The sequence below is a fragment of the Agrobacterium sp. ES01 genome, assembly GCF_050320885.1.
Lineage (GTDB): Bacteria > Pseudomonadota > Alphaproteobacteria > Rhizobiales > Rhizobiaceae > Allorhizobium.
The window spans coordinates 41,801-58,507 of the sequence record NZ_JBNQTH010000010.1 but is presented as its reverse complement, the minus strand read 5'-3'; the positions used below and the strand labels follow the sequence as shown (position 1 = coordinate 58,507).

Sequence of the window (16,707 nt, the reverse complement as noted above, 5' to 3'; positions counted from 1 at the left end):
GGATTTGGCAAACGGGTGGAGAAAAAGACGGATGGTCGCGCAAAAGGCGAACAATGATGATGAGCTTGGCACCACACGCCATGCCGCGCTGGCGCTGGAGCGACTGGCTGTCGAACTTTTGCAGTACCGTCCCAGCGAAGCGCGAACGCATGATCTGAGCGTACAGCAAATCATCATCATGGCGGCCATTGCCGACCAGCCCGGATGCGGGGTCAAGGCATTGTCGGAACAGACCGGCATTTTTCAATCGACCATCAGTCGCAGCCTTTCGGGCATTATGAAAAAGGGGCTGGTCCGGCGCGAAAAATCTTTGGCGGACACCCGTGCAGTCGAGCTTTTCCTGAGCGAGGAAGGACTTCGGATCATCCATGGCACGCGCCAGGAATGGCGCGATCGTGTCTCACTCATGCTCGCCGATCTGCCTGCAAGCGACAAAGCAACCATGTTGGCCGGGCTCGATCTGCTGATCGGTGTCATTCATCGCCTGTCGGATGAGGACTGTCCGTGACACGGTCACATTTCCGCAGCCAGTTGGCAGACGAGCGTCGCCATCGTCACGCCCTGCCGCCGCTGCCTATCTCTCGCTCGGCGCGAAGTAATCGGGATGACGGGACTTGATCTCTTTCATCTGCGAAAGGGTCCCCGATAAATGCGCCCTGACGGCGGCTTCGGCAGCAGACATGTCGCCGGCTTCGAGTGCTTTCAAAATAAGCCCGTGATAGTGGATAATGTTCGCAGGCTTGCCCGGATCAGGCAAATTGAGGTTGCGAAGCCTGTCGATGTGTCCCGACCGCGAGGTGATCAGCTCCCAAAGATTTGCGGCTCCTGCCGCCCCGCAGAGAGCCTGATGGAAAAGGTGGTCAAGCCGTGCAAAGCGGCCGATATCACCAGCACCGATAGCGGCGTGCTGCAGTGACAAGGCCTCGCGTGCCGTAGAAAGGCAACTCTTGTCCGCCATTGCAGCGATCGTTCTCGCGACCTCCAGTTCCACAGACAGGCGCAGGAATTGTGTCTCGCGCGCATGGGCGACATTGATCTTCGATACCTCCGTCTTCGACTGGGGAAAGATCAGCAGCAAGCCCTCTTCTTCCAGTTTCAGCATGGCGTCGCGCACCGGTGTCTGGCTGACACCGTAATGGGTGGCGATCTCCTGGCGCGAGAGGTTGCGACCCGGTTCCAGTTCCAGCGAAATGATCCGCTCTCTGAGGGCGCTGTGAATCTGTTCGCTTGCCGAACTCCTTTTGATCCGCCCGACCGACGCTCCGTCGGGGCGATTGCTGTCGGCAAACAGGGTCAGTTCCGGCGCTATCATAATGGGATGCTCATCTTTCTGCTTGTGAAACATGACACAGCATAAATCACTATTGACGGTTATGCACTAATATATTAGTACATCAATCAACGGGATACGAGGAACCCGTATTGGAGCAATGGGAGGACAATATGAAACTGTTCAAAACAGCGGTTTTGGCCGCGTCCGTATCGGCAGTGGCGAGCATCGCCCAGGCTGAGCAACTGAACATCCAGACTTCGTTCAACGCCGGAGATTTCTCGACCCAGTTCATTACCGATAACTGGCTGCCGAAAATCAAGGACATGACCGAAGGGCGGATCGAAATCGTCCTGACGCCGAATGGTTCAGTCGTTCCGGCCAAGGAAACGCCGGATGCGGTTGCTGCCGGTGTGCTTGACGGTGACTTCACCTCAGTCAATTACTTCGCAGGTCGCGAACCAGCCTTTGCCGTTCTGGGTGATTTGATCTCGGGTTACGACACGCCGGAACAGATGATCGGCTTTTGTCGTGATGGCGGCGGCGAAGCCGTGATGCAAAAAGCAGCGGACGCAATCAGCGATGGCGAAGTTCATGTTGTCGCCTGCGGTCCGTATTCGCGTGAGTCACTTCCTGCGCGCGTGCCGATCCGCACATTCGAAGACCTGGCCGGCAAGAAGATCCGTTCGCCGGAAGGTCTGGCGGCTGCAGTATTCCAGGCAGCCGGCGCATCGCCCGTCTCAATTCCCTTCTCTGAAGTCTATGGCGCTCTTGAAAAAGGTATCGTCGACGCAGCCGATGCTTCTGCCTACGTGAACAACGATGCGACCGGCCTGCATGACGTTGCGCCATACCCGCTTTATCCGGGCATCCACTCGATGCCTTCGATGCAGTTCACCATCAACAAGGAAAAATGGGACAGCTTTTCCGAGGCGGACCAGAAGGCGTTGCGGGACTGGTGGTATGAAGCCATGTACGCCATGACGGCTGAAGTGGCCAAGGCCGATGCAGCCCTTGCAGCACGCGACAATGCCGGCGGAAAGATCGAAGTGATCGACTGGGCACAGGCCGATCGCGACAAGATGCGTGAAGTCGCTCGCAAACAGTGGGAAATCTTCGCCGAGAAGTCGCCGCTGGCCAAGGAAGCACTGGACGCCAATCTTGCCTACATGACCGAAATCGGTCTCTTCAAGAAATAGAGATCCTCCCTGAAGGGGCGTCTTATCCCTTGGATGCGACGCCCCTTGTCGATGCCTGCCACCTCGGGGAAACGCGATGAAACGCCTTCTTGCCCGCTATGCCGACGTGATGGACGCGATCAGCGTCTTCATCGGTCATGGCTGTTCTGTTCTTTTCTTTGCCTGCATTGTCGTTTCCGCGCTTGAAGTTGTCATGCGCTATGGCTTCGACAGCCCAACGGTCTGGTCGACCGAGCTTGCGATGACGCTTTGTGCCTCTGCCTGGGTGCTCGCCGTTGGCTACGTCACCCAGCGCAATCGCCACATTTCCATCACCATGGTTGAAGTTCTGGTGAGCAAGCGCGTCTGGCGCTTCATGCGCCTTATCCAGATGCTGATCGCCTCGGGTGCTGTGCTGATGCTGACGATCGCCTTGTGGGGACCGGCTGTGAAGGCGTTGAACCGCGTCGAACATTCGGGCTCGGCCCTGAACTCGATACAGCCAACCTATCTCAAAACAATACTTGTCGCCGGCTGCATTCTCTACCTGCTGCAATTGGTTGCCAACATCATTCGCTGGGCGCAGCACACAGAGGGAGAGACCGTCAATGGGCATTGAAGTCATCACCCTGCTGATCGTTTGCTCGCTGCTGGCATTGATGGCGGTGGGCGTACCGCTCGGCATCACCACGCTGACAGTTTCTCTTGGAACGGCACTCCTCTATTTCGGCGAGCGCGCTGGCTATTTCATCGTCGCCGCCAATGTCGGCGAAGTGCTTCACAAGTATGAGCTGATTGCCGTGCCCTTCTTCGTCTTCATGGCGAATGTTCTTGAACGTTCCGGCATCGCCAAGACTCTGTTTGATTCCATGGCCATCATGGGCGGACGTTTTCGCGGATCGGTCGCAGTGCAGACCTGCATCGTCGCCGTCGTGCTTGCTGCCATGTCTGGAATCATGGGCGGTGAAATCGTCATGCTCGGCCTCATCGCCTTGCCGCAAATGCTGCGGCTGGGCTATGATCGCAAGCTGTCGATCGGCATCATCTGCGCAGCAGGCGCACTTGCGACCCTCATACCGCCCTCCGTCGTGCTGATCGTCTACGGTCTGGCTGCGCAGGTTTCGATTACAAAGCTGTTTGCTGCATCGGCGGTACCGGGCCTGATACTGGCGTCGCTGTACATTACCTATATTCTCGTGCGCGTTCGCCTGAATCCGTCCATGGCGCCTATCTACGATATCCCGGAAACGGGGCTGCCCTTCGTCAAGCGTCTGAAGTTCCTGAGAGGCGTCATTCTCCCGGGCATATTGATCGGTGCAGTGCTCGGCGTCATCTACTCCGGCATCGCCACTGTCACCGAGGCTGCAGCCGTTGGCGCGGTCGGCGCCTTGGTGGTCGCCGGCATACGCCGCGAATTGACCTGGACAATGGCGCGCGATGCCATGCGCCAGACGGTGCTCACGGTCGGGTCGATCATCTGGCTTGTGCTGGGTGCCGTCTCGTTGATCGGTATCTATAACCGGATCGGTGGCGGTGAATTCCTGCGTGGCGTGCTGACATCCTTGGATATCGCACCGATCTGGGTCATCGTGGTCATGATGCTGATCGTCATGGTCCTCGGCACTTTCCTGGAATGGATCGCCATCCTGTTCATCACGGTCCCGATCTTTGCGCCGGTGGTTGTCGATCTGGGCTACGACCCGATCTGGTTCGGCGTTCTTTTTGCCATGAACATCCAGATCTACTATCTCTCTCCGCCCTTCGGCCCAGCCTGCTTCTTCCTCAAATCGGTGGCGCCCAAGGATATTGAACTCCAGGAAATCTTCGCCGCGGTTCTACCGTTCATCGCCCTTCAAGCGGTGGGTCTACTCCTGGTCCTGTTCTTCCCGGACCTGGCTTTGTGGCTGCCGGCGATGCTCAATTAAGGAGACCCAGATGAAAATCAGCGATCAGGACCTGACCCGACAGGACGAGGACATCTCGAGCTCCGAATTCGGCGCGGAGGAAACAAAGGATATGCATGATTTCGGCAATTGGCCGGAAGTCGCAGGCCTTGTCTTCACGCTCTTCGCCATCTGGCTGACCTTCGCCTTTACTGGATAACATCATGACAAAAAAGAAACTCTCGGACCTTCGTTCCGCGCGATGGTTCGCGCCAGACGACCTCAGAAGCTTCGGCCATCGTTCGCGCATGATGCAGCTCGGCTATGGCGAGGAAGACTTCGTCGACAAACCCTTGATCGGAGTTCTCAATACCTGGTCCGAGCTCAACACCTGCCACTCCCACTTCAAGGAGCGGGTGCAGGATGTGAAACGCGGAATCGCCCAAGCCGGCGGCTTCGGTGTGGAGATGCCGTCGCTTTCGGTGGATGAAAGTTTCACCAAACCCACCTCCATGCTCTATCGCAACATGCTGGCGATGGAGACGGAAGAAATGATCCGTTCGCACCCGCTGGATGGTGTGGTGCTGATGGGTGGCTGCGACAAGACCACCCCCGGTCTCGTCATGGGTGCCATTTCGGCGGGTGTGCCGATGATCTACCTGCCGGCTGGTCCGATGTTGCGCGGCAACTATGCCGGCAAGATCCTCGGTTCGGGATCGGATGCCTGGAAATACTGGGATGAACGCCGTGCCGGCAATATCTCGGATGAGGAGTGGCTGGGCGTGCAAGGCGGCATTGCCCGCTCGGCCGGCACCTGCATGACCATGGGCACCGCCTCTACCATGACGGCAATCGCCGATGCGATGGGGCTCACTCTGCCCGGCGCCTCGTCGATCCCGGCCGTCGATTCCAACCATCAACGCATGGGCGCGTCCTGCGGTCGCCGAATCGTCGACATGGTCTGGGAAGATCTGACACCGGACAAGATTATTACCGAGGCAGCGTGTCGCAATGCCGCCGTCGTTGCGATGGCAACCGGTTGTTCCACCAATGCGGTCGTGCACCTGATCGCGATGGCAAGACGCGCGGGCGTCAATCTGACACTCGACGATCTGGATGCTCTGGGCCGGACAACACCGCTCATTGCCAATGTCCGACCATCGGGCAAGGACTATCTGATGGAGGACTTCTATTATGCTGGTGGCCTGCGCGCACTGATGAAGCAGATTGAGGATCGCCTCGACTGCTCGGCCCTCACCGTGACGGGCAAAACCATGGGCGAGAATCTGCAGGGTGCCGAAGTCTATAACGACGACGTCATTCGCCCGCTCTCAAATCCGGTCTATCAAGAAGGTTCGCTTGCCGTCGTGCGTGGTAATCTTTGCCCCGACGGTGCAGTGATCAAACCCGCTGCCTGCGATCCGAAGTTCCACGTGCACGAAGGCCCGGCGCTGGTATTCGACAGCTACCCGGACATGAAGAAGGCAGTCGACGACGAGAACCTGGACATCACCCCCGATCATGTGATGGTGCTGCGCAATGCGGGTCCGCTCGGTGGGCCGGGCTTCCCCGAATGGGGCATGCTGCCGATCCCGAAAGCACTGATCAAGCAGGGCCACCGCGACATGCTGCGGATTTCGGACGCGCGCATGTCCGGCACTTCTTATGGCGCCTGTGTGCTTCATGTCGCACCCGAAAGCTATGTTGGCGGTCCATTGGCGCTTTTGAAGACCGGCGACATCGTTCGCCTCGACCTGCCCAACCGGACGCTCGACATGCTGGTGGACGAAGACGAGCTTGCCAACCGCCGGGCTGCACTCACCCCGCCGGAACCGCGCTTCGAACGCGGCTGGGGCTGGATGTTCTCGCGCCATGTCACGCAGGCCGACCAGGGCTGCGATTTCGACTTCCTGCAATCCGACTTCGGCCGCACTGCGGGCGAGCCCGACATTTTCTGAAAAGGTATCCCATGACCGATTACGTTCTGTCCGACGCCACACGCAACAAGCTCAAGCGCGCCTCCACCGCTTCGATCGCAACGCAACTCTACAAACGCGGACTGCGCAACCAGTTCATCCAGGGGGTGCGCCCGGTAGCGGCCAAGCCCGAGACGATGGTGGGCCAGGCCTTTACGCTGCGCTACATTCCGGCACGCGAAGACCGCAATGCCCTTGAGGTTTTCCGCAATCCAGAGCACCCGCAACGCGTGGCCGTCGAGACCTGCCCGCCCGGCCACGTGCTGGTCATGGACGGACGCAAGGATGCCTCCGCAGCAACCGCAGGGTCGATCCTGGTGACGCGGATGGCCGTGCGTGGCTGTGCCGGCATCGTCACCGATGGCGGTCTCCGCGATGCGGCGGGTATCGGCGCGCTCGATATGCCGGCCTTCTTTGCAGGTCCCTCGGCGCCGACCAACCTGACCAAGCATGAGGCCCTCGACATCAACGTGCCGATCGGTTGCGGCGATGTTGCAGTGTTCCCAGGCGATGTGATCGTCGGTGACAGCGACGGTGTCATGGTCATCCCCGCGCATCTGGCAGACGAAATCGCCGAGGTCTGCGCCGGCATGGAAAGCTTCGAGGAATTCGTACTGGAAGAGGTGCAGAGCGGGACCTCAATCATCGGTCTCTATCCGTGCACCAAGGAAGAGAACCAGAAAAAATACGAAGAATGGCGCGAAAAGACAGGCCGATAAGACGCCTCGACTTCAACCCAGGCACTCGCTTCCACTTGGGGAAAGCGAGTGCCAAGAATGGAGATTACGCAACTGAATTTACCGGGCGACAGCCGCTCGAGCTGATCGCCTGTACCGGGCGCGACCAGCGTGTCCCTCTCCCTCTCTGTCTCGGCCGACCATGGCAGAGAGCGCGGCATTGCCAGCCACCGCGCGATCGGGCTGGTGTGGATCCCATTGACCACCTCCCGCGCATCACCGCCTTCTGTGTCTGCCGCGCCTTCGACCGCGCCATCTGCGGCTCGATCTTTCGCCGCGATCTTTCCGCACCGGAATATCGCGAGCGCCACAAAAAAATGATCGCTGATGCTGTGCTTGACTACCTGAAAGCCTAGCTGGCTGATACTCCTTCAATCGAACATAGGTGGACACTATCGGATCGGTTCGCTGCGGAACCAATTCATTCCAAGACAAGGACCGCAAATATGACATGGCGCATGCCTTCCGAGACCGCCCGCCATGACCGCACCTGGATGGCATTTCCGCGTACGGGCACGACGCTTGGAGACGGCGAGGCATGGCGTGAGACGGGCTATGCAGCCTGGACCGCCGTGGCCCATGCCATTTCTGAGTTCGAACCGGTCACAATGGTCGTTGATCCGTCCGAGCGCGAGCGCGCCCGTCGCATGCTTGGCAGCCATATCGAACAGATCGAGGCCCCGCTTGACGAATTCTGGATGCGCGACTTCGGGCCGACCTTTGTGCTCGATGACGATCGTCCCGGCGTGCTGGGCGCGGTGGACTGGATCTTCAACGGCTGGGGCGATCATGGTTGGGCGGACTGGAAAAAGTCGGCCGAGATCGCGCGCTTCATCGCGGCCCATTCGGGAGCAGAACTGGTGTCCAGCGTCCTTGTCAACGAGGGCGGCGGCATCCATGTCGATGGCGAAGGCACTGTTCTTGTCACCGACACCGTGCAACTCGATCCCCGTCGCAATCCCTATGCCGACCGCAGCCGGGTCGAAGCCGAGCTTGCCAGAACCCTCGGCGCGACCAAAGTCATCTGGCTGCCGCGCGGCCTGGCCCGCGACTACGACGAATTCGGCACCAGCGGCCATGTCGATATCGTTGCAACCATTGCCTCGCCCGGCGTGCTGCTTTTGCACCGTCAGAGCAATCCAGAACATCCTGACCATCAGGTGATGCAGGAGCTGCGCGCCCATGTCGAAAAAACCACAGACGCAACCGGACGACGCTGGACGATCTTGGAGCTCGATGCGCCGGCACAAATCCGGGACGAAGAAGGGTTCGTCGATTACAGCTATGTCAATCATCTCGCCGTCAATGGCGGCATTGTCGCCTGCGGCTTCGGCGACGAGGAGGCGGATGCGGCGGCCAAGGATGTCCTGCAGCAGGCCTATCCCGGTCGACAGGTGGTCACCCTGGATTCCCGCGCCATATTCGCACGGGGCGGCGGCATCCACTGCATCACCCAGCAGCAGCCCTCTGTCCCGTCGAAGGTCGCGTAATATGAGCAAGTTCGATGTGATGGAAAAGTCGATCGCGGACTTGCGCGCAGCGCTCGAGGCAGGCGATGTCACGAGTGTAGATCTCGTGGAGGCGTACCTCACCCGCATCCGCCACTATGATCTGCCCGGCACCGAAACCGCCTTGAATTCCATGGTGGTCATGAACCCCGACGCGATTGCAGAAGCCGAAGCCTCCGATGCAAGGCGCCGCGAGGGCAAAATCCTGTCTCCCCTCGACGGCATTCCTTACACCGCCAAAGACAGCTACCTCGTGCGCGGGCTGACCGCGGCTGCAGGCAGCCCGGCGTTTGAACACCTGATAGCCCAACGGGACGCCTTCACCATCGAAAGGCTGCGGGCGGGTGGTGCCATCTGCCTCGGCCTCACCAATATGCCACCCATGGCCAACGGCGGCATGCAGCGCGGCGTCTACGGGCGTGCCGAAAGTCCCTATAACGCGGAATGGCTCACAAGTGCCTTCGGATCCGGATCGTCGAATGGTTCGGGCACGGCTACAGCCGCCTCGTTCGCGGCCTTTGGCCTTGGCGAAGAGACCTGGTCAAGCGGAAGGGCGCCAGCCTCCTACAACGCGCTGTGCGCTTACACACCATCGCGTGGCATCATTTCGGTTCGCGGCAATTGGCCTCTGGTGCCAACCATGGATACCGTCGTGCCCCACACGCGCAACATTGCCGACATGCTGGAAGTACTCGACGTCATCGTTGCCGACGACGCGGAAACGCGGGGTGACTTTTGGCGGGCTCAACCATGGATCGAACTGCCGCAGGCTTCAGCTGTGCGACCGGCGAGCTATCGAATGCTCACGGACGAAAGCAATGGTGACCTGCGCCATACGCTGGCCGGCAAACGCTTTGGCATTCCGCGCATGTACATCAATGCCGATCCCGACGCGGGCACAAACCCGCAAGGCGGAATTGGCGGTTCGACCGGGAAACCGATCGAGACACGCGCCTCCATCATCGAGCTGTGGCAACAGGCCAGACGCGATCTCGAAGCTGCGGGCGCAGATGTGGTACCCGTCGATTTTCCTGTGGTGTCCAATTACGAGGCCGATCGACCGGGCGCGCCGTCTATCCTGACACGCGGTCTCCTCAGCACCGACTTCCTGAAACATGAGATCATCGATCTATCCGCCTGGGCCTGGGATGACTTCCTGCAGGCAAACGGCGATCCGGCCCTCGATAGTCTGGCCGCGGTGGATGGGGCGATGATTTTCCCACGTCCGCCGGGTACCTTGCCGGATCGATACACCGGCTTTTCCGACGATATTTCGACATATCCGGAACAGGTGCGCGCCCATCCCTATCGCTCGTTGGAGGATATACCCACCCTTGAGGCCGGTTTGCGCGGGCTCGAAGAAACGCGCCGCCTGGACCTCGAACTCTGGATGGACCAACTCGGTCTCGATGCGGTTGTCTTTCCAGCCGTCGCAGATATCGGCCACGCCGACATGGACGTCAACGAGGCCCACGCCGATCTCGGCTGGCGAAACGGGGTCTGGGTCGCCAACGGAAATCTGGCCATCCGCCATCTCGGCATTCCGACGATAACCGTGCCGATGGGCACTATGGACGACACCCGGATACCGATAGGCCTGACCTTTGCCGGCCGCGCCTATGATGACAACAAGCTGCTGACCATCGCGGCTGCATTCGAACAGACAGGCAAACGCCGCATCGCGCCACCGCGCACTCCGGCACTCTGACAGCGCGCTTCAGGGGCGCCATGAGCTCGATGAACCCTTACCGGCTACTGCATTCCAGCGCGCTGATGAGAAGCGGAGATTACTCTAATCGGATCGAGCAACAACTTGTTGGCTGCGGTGAAAACAATGACCCCGACGTGACCGGGGGCTGCGGGCGATCTCTCGGCCTGGATCAGTTCCTCGCTGGATTTCGCAAGGCTCGCATACCGATCATGACCAAGTCCATCGCTGTCTTTCAGTGCCGTGATATCGAAAATCCTGAGATTCATGTCGCGTGCTATCGTGGCTATTCTGGGATCGTGAACATCGGCCTGCCCGACCCGCGGGCGCTCCTGGCCAAGGAGGCTGGAGAAGGACAGGGCCCTGTCCTGCTTTGACACCAGCAAGGTGATAGGGTGCGGCAGCCTGCCAATGTCGGCAAGCTGTGACCGGAAGAGATCCACATCTATATCGGCGGCAGCCAAGTAGATCTCGAGCTTGTGGCTGACATCCTGACGCTCTTCGAGCTGCAATTGCCTGACTGCCTCGATTGCGATCAGACTTCCCATGCTATGCGCAAACAGCACGATATGTTTGACGCCTCGCGCGCGGCTCACCAATTCCAGCAATCTTGTCAACTCTGTCCGTGACGCAAGCGCCTCGTCCCTATCCGCGACATAACCGGTCAGGCTTCCCTGTGATGGCCATGCGAAAAGCACAGGAGGCGGCACATTCCCGGCATCGGCGCCAAGTTGCGCGGTCCAGTAAACAGCCTCCTGGTAGCTGTAGTTATACCCATGGACGAAGACCGCGATGGTGCCGCTCTCGTCGACGGACAACTCCAGCTCCCTCAGGAATTCTGGCCTATCCAGCGGATCACGCTCGGTGACGAGAAACTGTTTGCGCGGATCCGGCGAGGGTTTGGGATAGACGACACCAACCGCCGGGCGCTGCTTCGGAATTGAAAACCGAAAGGCCTCGAAAGTCAGCTTGTCGGAGCGCATGTCGACCGGATCGTCGCTCTTTGCACTCAAGTTACGGTTTGTCGCAGAGAGGATGGTTATTTTCCTCTCAGAGGAATCCGCCACGGCCACGGGCTTGAGGATCTCCTCCGTGGGACGGGATGCACAGGCCTGCAGAGAAAAAATCAATGCCATGGCCACGACAAGTCTGCTGGCAAATGTGTGGCGGAAGAACGACATCGACGCCCTCAGAATAACTTGAAGTGAAAACGAGAGACACCCGGGGGCGGGGGTGGGGCGGGATCCACGGGTGTCTCTCATCACTGCCGCTTACGTTGCAGCAGATTCTGTCTGTGGCACGTCATCCTGAGGTGGTTTGATGCGAAACCAAACGAGATAGAGCGCCGGCAAGAACAGCAGAGTAAGCACGGTGCCGACAATGATCCCGCCCATCATGGCGAAAGCCATCGGGCCCCAGAAGATCTCCCGGGCAATCGGTATCAATGCCAGACTTGCTGCCGCAGCCGTGAGCATGATCGGACGCATTCTATGCTCGGCGGCCACTCTTACGGCATTCCATCCATCCTTGCCGGATCTGCGCAGGGTATCGATCTCGACAACCAGGATGACCGAGTTGCGGATCAGAATACCGATCAGCGCCAAGACCCCAAGGATGGCAACGAAGCCCAGTGGAGCTCCACTTGGCAAGAGCGCCGCAACGACACCGATCAGGCCGAGCGGAGCGACAATAACCACCATGACCAGACGCTGGAAGCTTTGCAGCTGGAACATCAATATGGTTGCAATGGTCAAAAGCATGATCGGTATGACGGCCGCAATCGGAGCCTGGCTATTGGCACTGCTTTCAACCGACCCACCAGTCTCGACCTTATATCCGTTCGGCAACTTGGCGGCAAAATCCTTGATGAAGGGCTGCAGGTACTTGTCGACAGTCGCTGGCTGGGTGCTGTCTGTGATCGCAGCCTTCAGTGTCACTGTCGGTATGCGGTCACGACGCCAGATCAAGGGCTGCTCGAGCTCGTAGTGGAAAGTGGCAATCGAGGCGAGTGGGATCGAATTGCCATCGGCCTTCGGCAACTGCAAGTTGCGCAGAGTTTCGATCGACTCCCTTTCGCTTTTCGTCGCACGACTGACAACATCGATGAGGTAGATACTGTCACGGATCTGGGTGATCGTCGAACCGCCCGTCAGATTGTTGAGTGCCGTCGCGATATCGCTGGAACTGATACCCAACTGGCGGGCCTTATCCTGCATCACGTCAACCTTGACCACACGCGCAGGCTCGTTCCAATCCAGAACGACGCGGCCAAGTCTGGTGTCGTTGGCCATCACGCCAGCAAGATCCTGGGCGTAAGTGCGTACCTTTTGCGGCTCTGGTCCACTGATGCGATATTGGATCGGTCGACCGACCGGCGGCCCGAGTTCCATCTTTTTGATAAAGACATCCGTACCGGGATATTCCTCTGTTGCAGCAGCGGACAGTTCTTCGATCAGACGATCACGCGCCTCTATATCCTTTGCCACCACGACCATTTCGCCGAAGTTGTCGGTACTGGGCTGCACATCGAACGAAAGCACGAAACGCTTGGCACCCTGACCGACATAGGAGGTCCAGTGATCGACATCGTCGTTGGATGCCAGGTGATCGGCTTCGAACTTGTCCATTTCGGCTTTGGTTTGCGCGATGGTGTAGTTCTGTCGCGCTGTCCAGTCGATGATCAGCTCAGGACGGTCTGAAGCAGGGAAGAACTGCTGCTGCACGAAGGTCATGCCATACAGGGAGCTGGCGAACATGGCGGCTGTGATCAGAATTGTCACCTTGGGCCAATGCATGCAGCCGGAAAGAATGCGGGAAAAGGCACCGCCCAGATAGCTCTTGTGTTCGTGATGCTTCTTCATCGTTTTCGGCAGCATCAAGACGCCGAGCAGAGGAGCGAAAAGGACTGCGACAATCCAAGATGTGATCAGGGAAATTGCAATCACCACGAACAGAGAAAAGGTGAACTCACCGGCCGCGCTGTCGTTAAGACCGACCGGAATAAAGCTGGCAACCGTCACCAGGGTACCGGTCAACATCGGAAAGGCAGTGGAGGTCCAGACAGCAGTGGCGGCCTTGGAAAGAGGTTCACCCGCTTCGAGCTTCGACACCATCATCTCGATGGCGATCATCGCATCGTCGACAAGCAGGCCGAGCGCGATGATGAGGGCGCCAAGTGAAATACGCTGCAGCGATATGCCGAGATATTCCATGAAGATGAAGGTGATTGCCAGCACCAGCGGAATGGAAACGGCCACAACCAGACCGGCTCGCACTCCAAGGCTCACGAAACTGACAACAAGCACAATGGCGATGGCTTCGAAGAGAGCCTTGGTAAAACCGCCGACCGCTTCATCGACGACAACCGCTTGGTCCGCCACATGATGCACACCGATACCGATGGGCAGATTGGCGATGATCTTATTCATCTTTTCCGTCAGCGCTTCGCCGAAATGAAGCAAATTCGCTCCCGGCTTCATACCGATGGCAAGACCAATGGCGGGCTTGCCGTCGACACGAAACAGAGCTTGCTGCGGATCGGAATAACCCCTCGTTATCGTTGCGACATCGCTCAGACGAAAGAACCTGTCATTGACGCGAAGGTTAATGTCGCGCAACGCGTCAGCTCCGGCAAACTGGCCAGACACGCGTATATTGATGCGTTCCGCACCGGTTCGCAGCGTGCCAGATGCGACCACCGCATTCTGGTTCTGAAGCGTCTCGAGAATCTGCTGCTGGGTCACACCCAGTGCTGCCATCCGCTTCGTTGAAAAATCCAGATAGATGACTTCGTCCTGTGCGCCGACCAGGTCGACCTTGCCGACATTCGGTACCGACAGGATTTCCTGGCGCGCAGATTCGAGATAATCCCTCAGCTGTCGTTGCGTCAGGCCGTCAGCGGTAAAGGCATATATGTTGCCGTAGACGTCACCGAAACTGTCGATGAAACTGGGGCCTTGCACCCCATCCGGCAGAGTGGACGCAATATCATTGATCATATTGCGGACACGGACCCATGTCGGCTTCACATCCGCCGCCTTGGTATTTTCCAGCAGGTTCACATAGATCGTTGTTTGGCCGGGTGTGCTGAGGCTCTTGGTGTAATCAAGAGAATCAAGCTCCTGCAGCTTTTTCTCGATCCGGTCGGTCACCTGGCTTGTCATCTCTTCAACCGAGGCTCCGGGCCAGGAGGCCTGAATGAGCATGGTCTTGATCGAGAAGTCCGGATCTTCCTCACGGCCGAGGTTGATATAGGAAAAAACGCCTGCCACCGTGGCAAGGATCATGAAATACCAAACGAGCGACTTGTGCTGCAGGGCCCATTCGGAAAGGTTGAACTTGTTGTTCATAGGGGCGTCTCATCCGGAATTTTAACAGGTTGATTTTCTGTGAGCGAATGCACGCCCGCGGTAACGACGCGCTCACCCTCGGTGAGACCGCTAAGTACATCCACGCCGTCCGTTGCAGAGGGGCGTATCGTAACCGTGCGTTTTTCGACCGTCTTCGCATCCATATCGACGACCCATACGAAATGTTCGTCCTGATCGCCTCCCACCGCACTTAGTGGCAACCAGATATGGCCGTCGCTCGGTGACACGGGAAAAGCGGTGACGGTGCTGCCAAGGCGATAGCTAGCGGGCGCAGCCTCGAGTGCGATCTTCGTCCGTCTCGTCCTCGTCGCCGCATCGGATTGCGGAGAAGTCTCACGGACAATGCCCCTCACCCTGGTGCCGGAACTGGCTTCAAGCGCAACCTCATAGGGCATGCCGATCGCGGTCAACTTGCTGTAGCTGTCGGGAATATCGACAACGGCATCGCGCGCCTCCAGCCGGGCAATCGTCATGACCGTCTCTCCCGCGGAGACAACCTCTCCCACCTGGGCAGACACCGACGACACCACACCATCGGACTCGGCTTTGAGTACGGCATAACCAAATTGTTCACGTGCCTTTGAAAGGCTCGCCTGCAACTGCTCGGTTGAAGCCTTGGCAGCCTCACGCGATTGAATGGCTTCTTCCAATTGCTCTTTTGTACTGGCCTTGGCGGCAAACAGCTTTTCTTGCCGCTCTTCGTTCGTGCGCGCGAAGTCCAGCTTGGCAACGGCAGAGGCGAGGTCGGCTTCCGCCTGATTGACGGCAAGTTGCAACGCCGTTGGATCGAGCCTTGCAAGGACCTGCCCCTTCTTGACCAGATCGCCGACGGTGACATCGCGCGCTATAATGCGCCCAAGCACCTGGAAACTGAGATCGGTACTGAATTTGGCTTCGACCGTTCCGGCGAATCCAAATGTGGTTGGCTCTCGCGGCTCCGCAATCATGGACAATACGGGCCGCACAGGTTCTTCGGCAGCCTTTTCCTGCGAGCATGCGCTCAAGGCAGCGGCCATGATGACGATAGGAAGGACGATCCCGGACTTCATTGTGCAGCCTCATCGATGTAGGAAACCGGTTGTCCGGCACGCAGGAACTGGCCACCATCGATCACGACGAGTTCGCCGGCTTCCAATCCGTCTGCCAGGACGACATTTGCCGCATCGTAGCGTTCGATCTTGACTGGCTTCATATCGACCTTGTTTGTCTTTGGGTCCATGACCCATACTGCGGGCGTGCCCTCGCGGGAAAAGAGAGATTGCCAGGGAACGGATATTCGCTCTGCCCGCTCCAGGACGACATCTGCTGAAATTGCGGTGCCCAGGCTCATTTCGGGTGGAGGATCGGTGATCGCCAACTTCACCATGACCGTGCCAAGCGAACGATCGAGGGCGGGACTGATTTCGCGGATCGTGGCCGCCGCCTTGACGTCAGGGCGCGACACCAGTGCCACATCTATCGATATCGGCTTTTTGTTGCTGCTAAGCGCAGATTCCTGGACATTGAAGACTGCATCGCGCGGTCCATCCTGAGCGAGTGTGTAAACGGCGGCTGAGGCCTGCACGATCTGCCCGGTCTCAACGTCACGCTCGGTGATGATCCCGTCGGCGTCGGCATGCAATTCTGTTTGTTCCAGCACATTGAGGGCAGTGGAAAGCTGCGCGCGAGCCGAGTTCAGATCCTGCTCTGCGGACTGGTTTTCCTGTACCGCGCTGTCGAGATCTTCGCGCGAGATCACGCCCGACTGCATGAGCGCGCGGCGGCGCGTTAGCACCGAACTTGTTCGGCGCAGTGTCGCCTCCTGCGAGGCCACAGCCGCCCGAGCGGATTCGACATCCGCCTTCTGCTCGGTCGGATCGAGCGTTGCAAGCAATTGCCCCGCAACAACATGATCGCCGACATCGACGAAGCGGGAAAGAACCCGACCGGATGTCTTGAAGGACAGGACACTTTCGACGCGCGCCTTCACCTCGCCTGTGCCCGACGCATGCACGAGATCGGCTTCCATCTTTACCGGCTCCACGAGAACATGCTCCGTAAACGTCTGCACATCTCCTTTTCCGTCGTCACACCCTGT

At 58.7% G+C, this 16,707-nt stretch carries 15 protein-coding genes; 10 read left to right on the top strand and 5 right to left on the bottom strand.

Annotated elements, in window-relative coordinates; translation table 11 throughout:
* Nucleotides 1-31 precede the first annotated feature (31 nt).
* Nucleotides 32-508 (top strand): MarR family winged helix-turn-helix transcriptional regulator, encoded by a 477-nt coding sequence (locus ACQQ2Q_RS20820; RefSeq protein ID WP_428189059.1) that lies wholly within the window; start codon nt 32-34, stop codon nt 506-508.
* A gap of 66 nt (nt 509-574) precedes the next feature.
* On the opposite strand, the gene ACQQ2Q_RS20815 is transcribed toward ACQQ2Q_RS20820, so the two are convergent.
* Nucleotides 575-1,312, bottom strand: coding sequence for a GntR family transcriptional regulator (locus ACQQ2Q_RS20815; protein WP_428189058.1), 738 nt, complete (start codon nt 1,310-1,312; stop codon nt 575-577).
* Nucleotides 1,313-1,443: 131 nt separating this feature from the next.
* Between ACQQ2Q_RS20815 and dctP the strand changes: the two genes are divergently transcribed.
* The 9 genes from dctP (at nt 1,444) to ACQQ2Q_RS20770 (ending at nt 10,260) form a co-directional block, all read left to right on the top strand.
* On the top strand, nt 1,444-2,469 hold the full coding sequence (gene dctP / locus ACQQ2Q_RS20810; RefSeq protein ID WP_428189057.1) for a TRAP transporter substrate-binding protein DctP: 1,026 nt from the start codon (nt 1,444-1,446) through the stop codon (nt 2,467-2,469).
* 76 nt (nt 2,470-2,545) lie between these two features.
* Complete coding sequence (locus ACQQ2Q_RS20805; protein ID WP_428189056.1) at nt 2,546-3,067, top strand: TRAP transporter small permease subunit; 522 nt, start codon at nt 2,546-2,548, stop codon at nt 3,065-3,067.
* Nucleotides 3,057-4,373, top strand: coding sequence for a TRAP transporter large permease (locus ACQQ2Q_RS20800; RefSeq protein WP_428189055.1), 1,317 nt, complete (start codon nt 3,057-3,059; stop codon nt 4,371-4,373). The genes ACQQ2Q_RS20805 and ACQQ2Q_RS20800 overlap by 11 nt, the downstream gene beginning before the upstream one ends.
* A 10-nt stretch (nt 4,374-4,383) precedes the next feature.
* Nucleotides 4,384-4,551: a hypothetical protein gene (locus tag ACQQ2Q_RS20795; protein WP_428189054.1), complete on the top strand. Its 168-nt coding sequence runs from the start codon at nt 4,384-4,386 to the stop codon at nt 4,549-4,551.
* Nucleotides 4,552-4,555: 4 nt separating this feature from the next.
* A complete protein-coding gene (gene araD, locus ACQQ2Q_RS20790; protein WP_428189053.1) occupies nt 4,556-6,289 on the top strand; it encodes an L-arabinonate dehydratase in 1,734 nt (577 codons plus the stop codon).
* Between the two features lie 11 nt (nt 6,290-6,300).
* Nucleotides 6,301-7,026 (top strand): ribonuclease activity regulator RraA, encoded by a 726-nt coding sequence (locus ACQQ2Q_RS20785; protein ID WP_428189052.1) that lies wholly within the window; start codon nt 6,301-6,303, stop codon nt 7,024-7,026.
* 206 nt (nt 7,027-7,232) lie between these two features.
* A complete protein-coding gene (locus ACQQ2Q_RS20780) occupies nt 7,233-7,400 on the top strand; it encodes a hypothetical protein (protein ID WP_428189051.1) in 168 nt (55 codons plus the stop codon).
* A gap of 90 nt (nt 7,401-7,490) precedes the next feature.
* A complete protein-coding gene (locus tag ACQQ2Q_RS20775; protein ID WP_428189050.1) occupies nt 7,491-8,534 on the top strand; it encodes an agmatine deiminase family protein in 1,044 nt (347 codons plus the stop codon).
* A gap of 1 nt (nt 8,535) precedes the next feature.
* Nucleotides 8,536-10,260, top strand: a complete 1,725-nt coding sequence (locus tag ACQQ2Q_RS20770; protein ID WP_428189049.1) for an amidase — start codon at nt 8,536-8,538, stop codon at nt 10,258-10,260.
* 44 nt (nt 10,261-10,304) lie between these two features.
* Here the strand turns inward: ACQQ2Q_RS20770 and ACQQ2Q_RS20765 are convergent, their stop codons facing one another.
* From ACQQ2Q_RS20765 to ACQQ2Q_RS20750, 4 genes are all read right to left on the bottom strand, one after another.
* Nucleotides 10,305-11,273: an alpha/beta hydrolase gene (locus ACQQ2Q_RS20765; RefSeq protein WP_428189048.1), complete on the bottom strand. Its 969-nt coding sequence runs from the start codon at nt 11,271-11,273 to the stop codon at nt 10,305-10,307.
* Between the two features lie 258 nt (nt 11,274-11,531).
* Nucleotides 11,532-14,609: an efflux RND transporter permease subunit gene (locus ACQQ2Q_RS20760; RefSeq protein ID WP_428189047.1), complete on the bottom strand. Its 3,078-nt coding sequence runs from the start codon at nt 14,607-14,609 to the stop codon at nt 11,532-11,534.
* Nucleotides 14,606-15,679, bottom strand: a complete 1,074-nt coding sequence (locus ACQQ2Q_RS20755; protein ID WP_428189046.1) for an efflux RND transporter periplasmic adaptor subunit — start codon at nt 15,677-15,679, stop codon at nt 14,606-14,608. Before ACQQ2Q_RS20755 ends, ACQQ2Q_RS20760 begins: the two co-directional genes overlap by 4 nt.
* Nucleotides 15,676-16,680, bottom strand: a complete 1,005-nt coding sequence (locus tag ACQQ2Q_RS20750) for an efflux RND transporter periplasmic adaptor subunit (protein WP_428189045.1) — start codon at nt 16,678-16,680, stop codon at nt 15,676-15,678. The genes ACQQ2Q_RS20755 and ACQQ2Q_RS20750 overlap by 4 nt, the downstream gene beginning before the upstream one ends.
* Nucleotides 16,681-16,707: the final 27 nt, after the last annotated feature.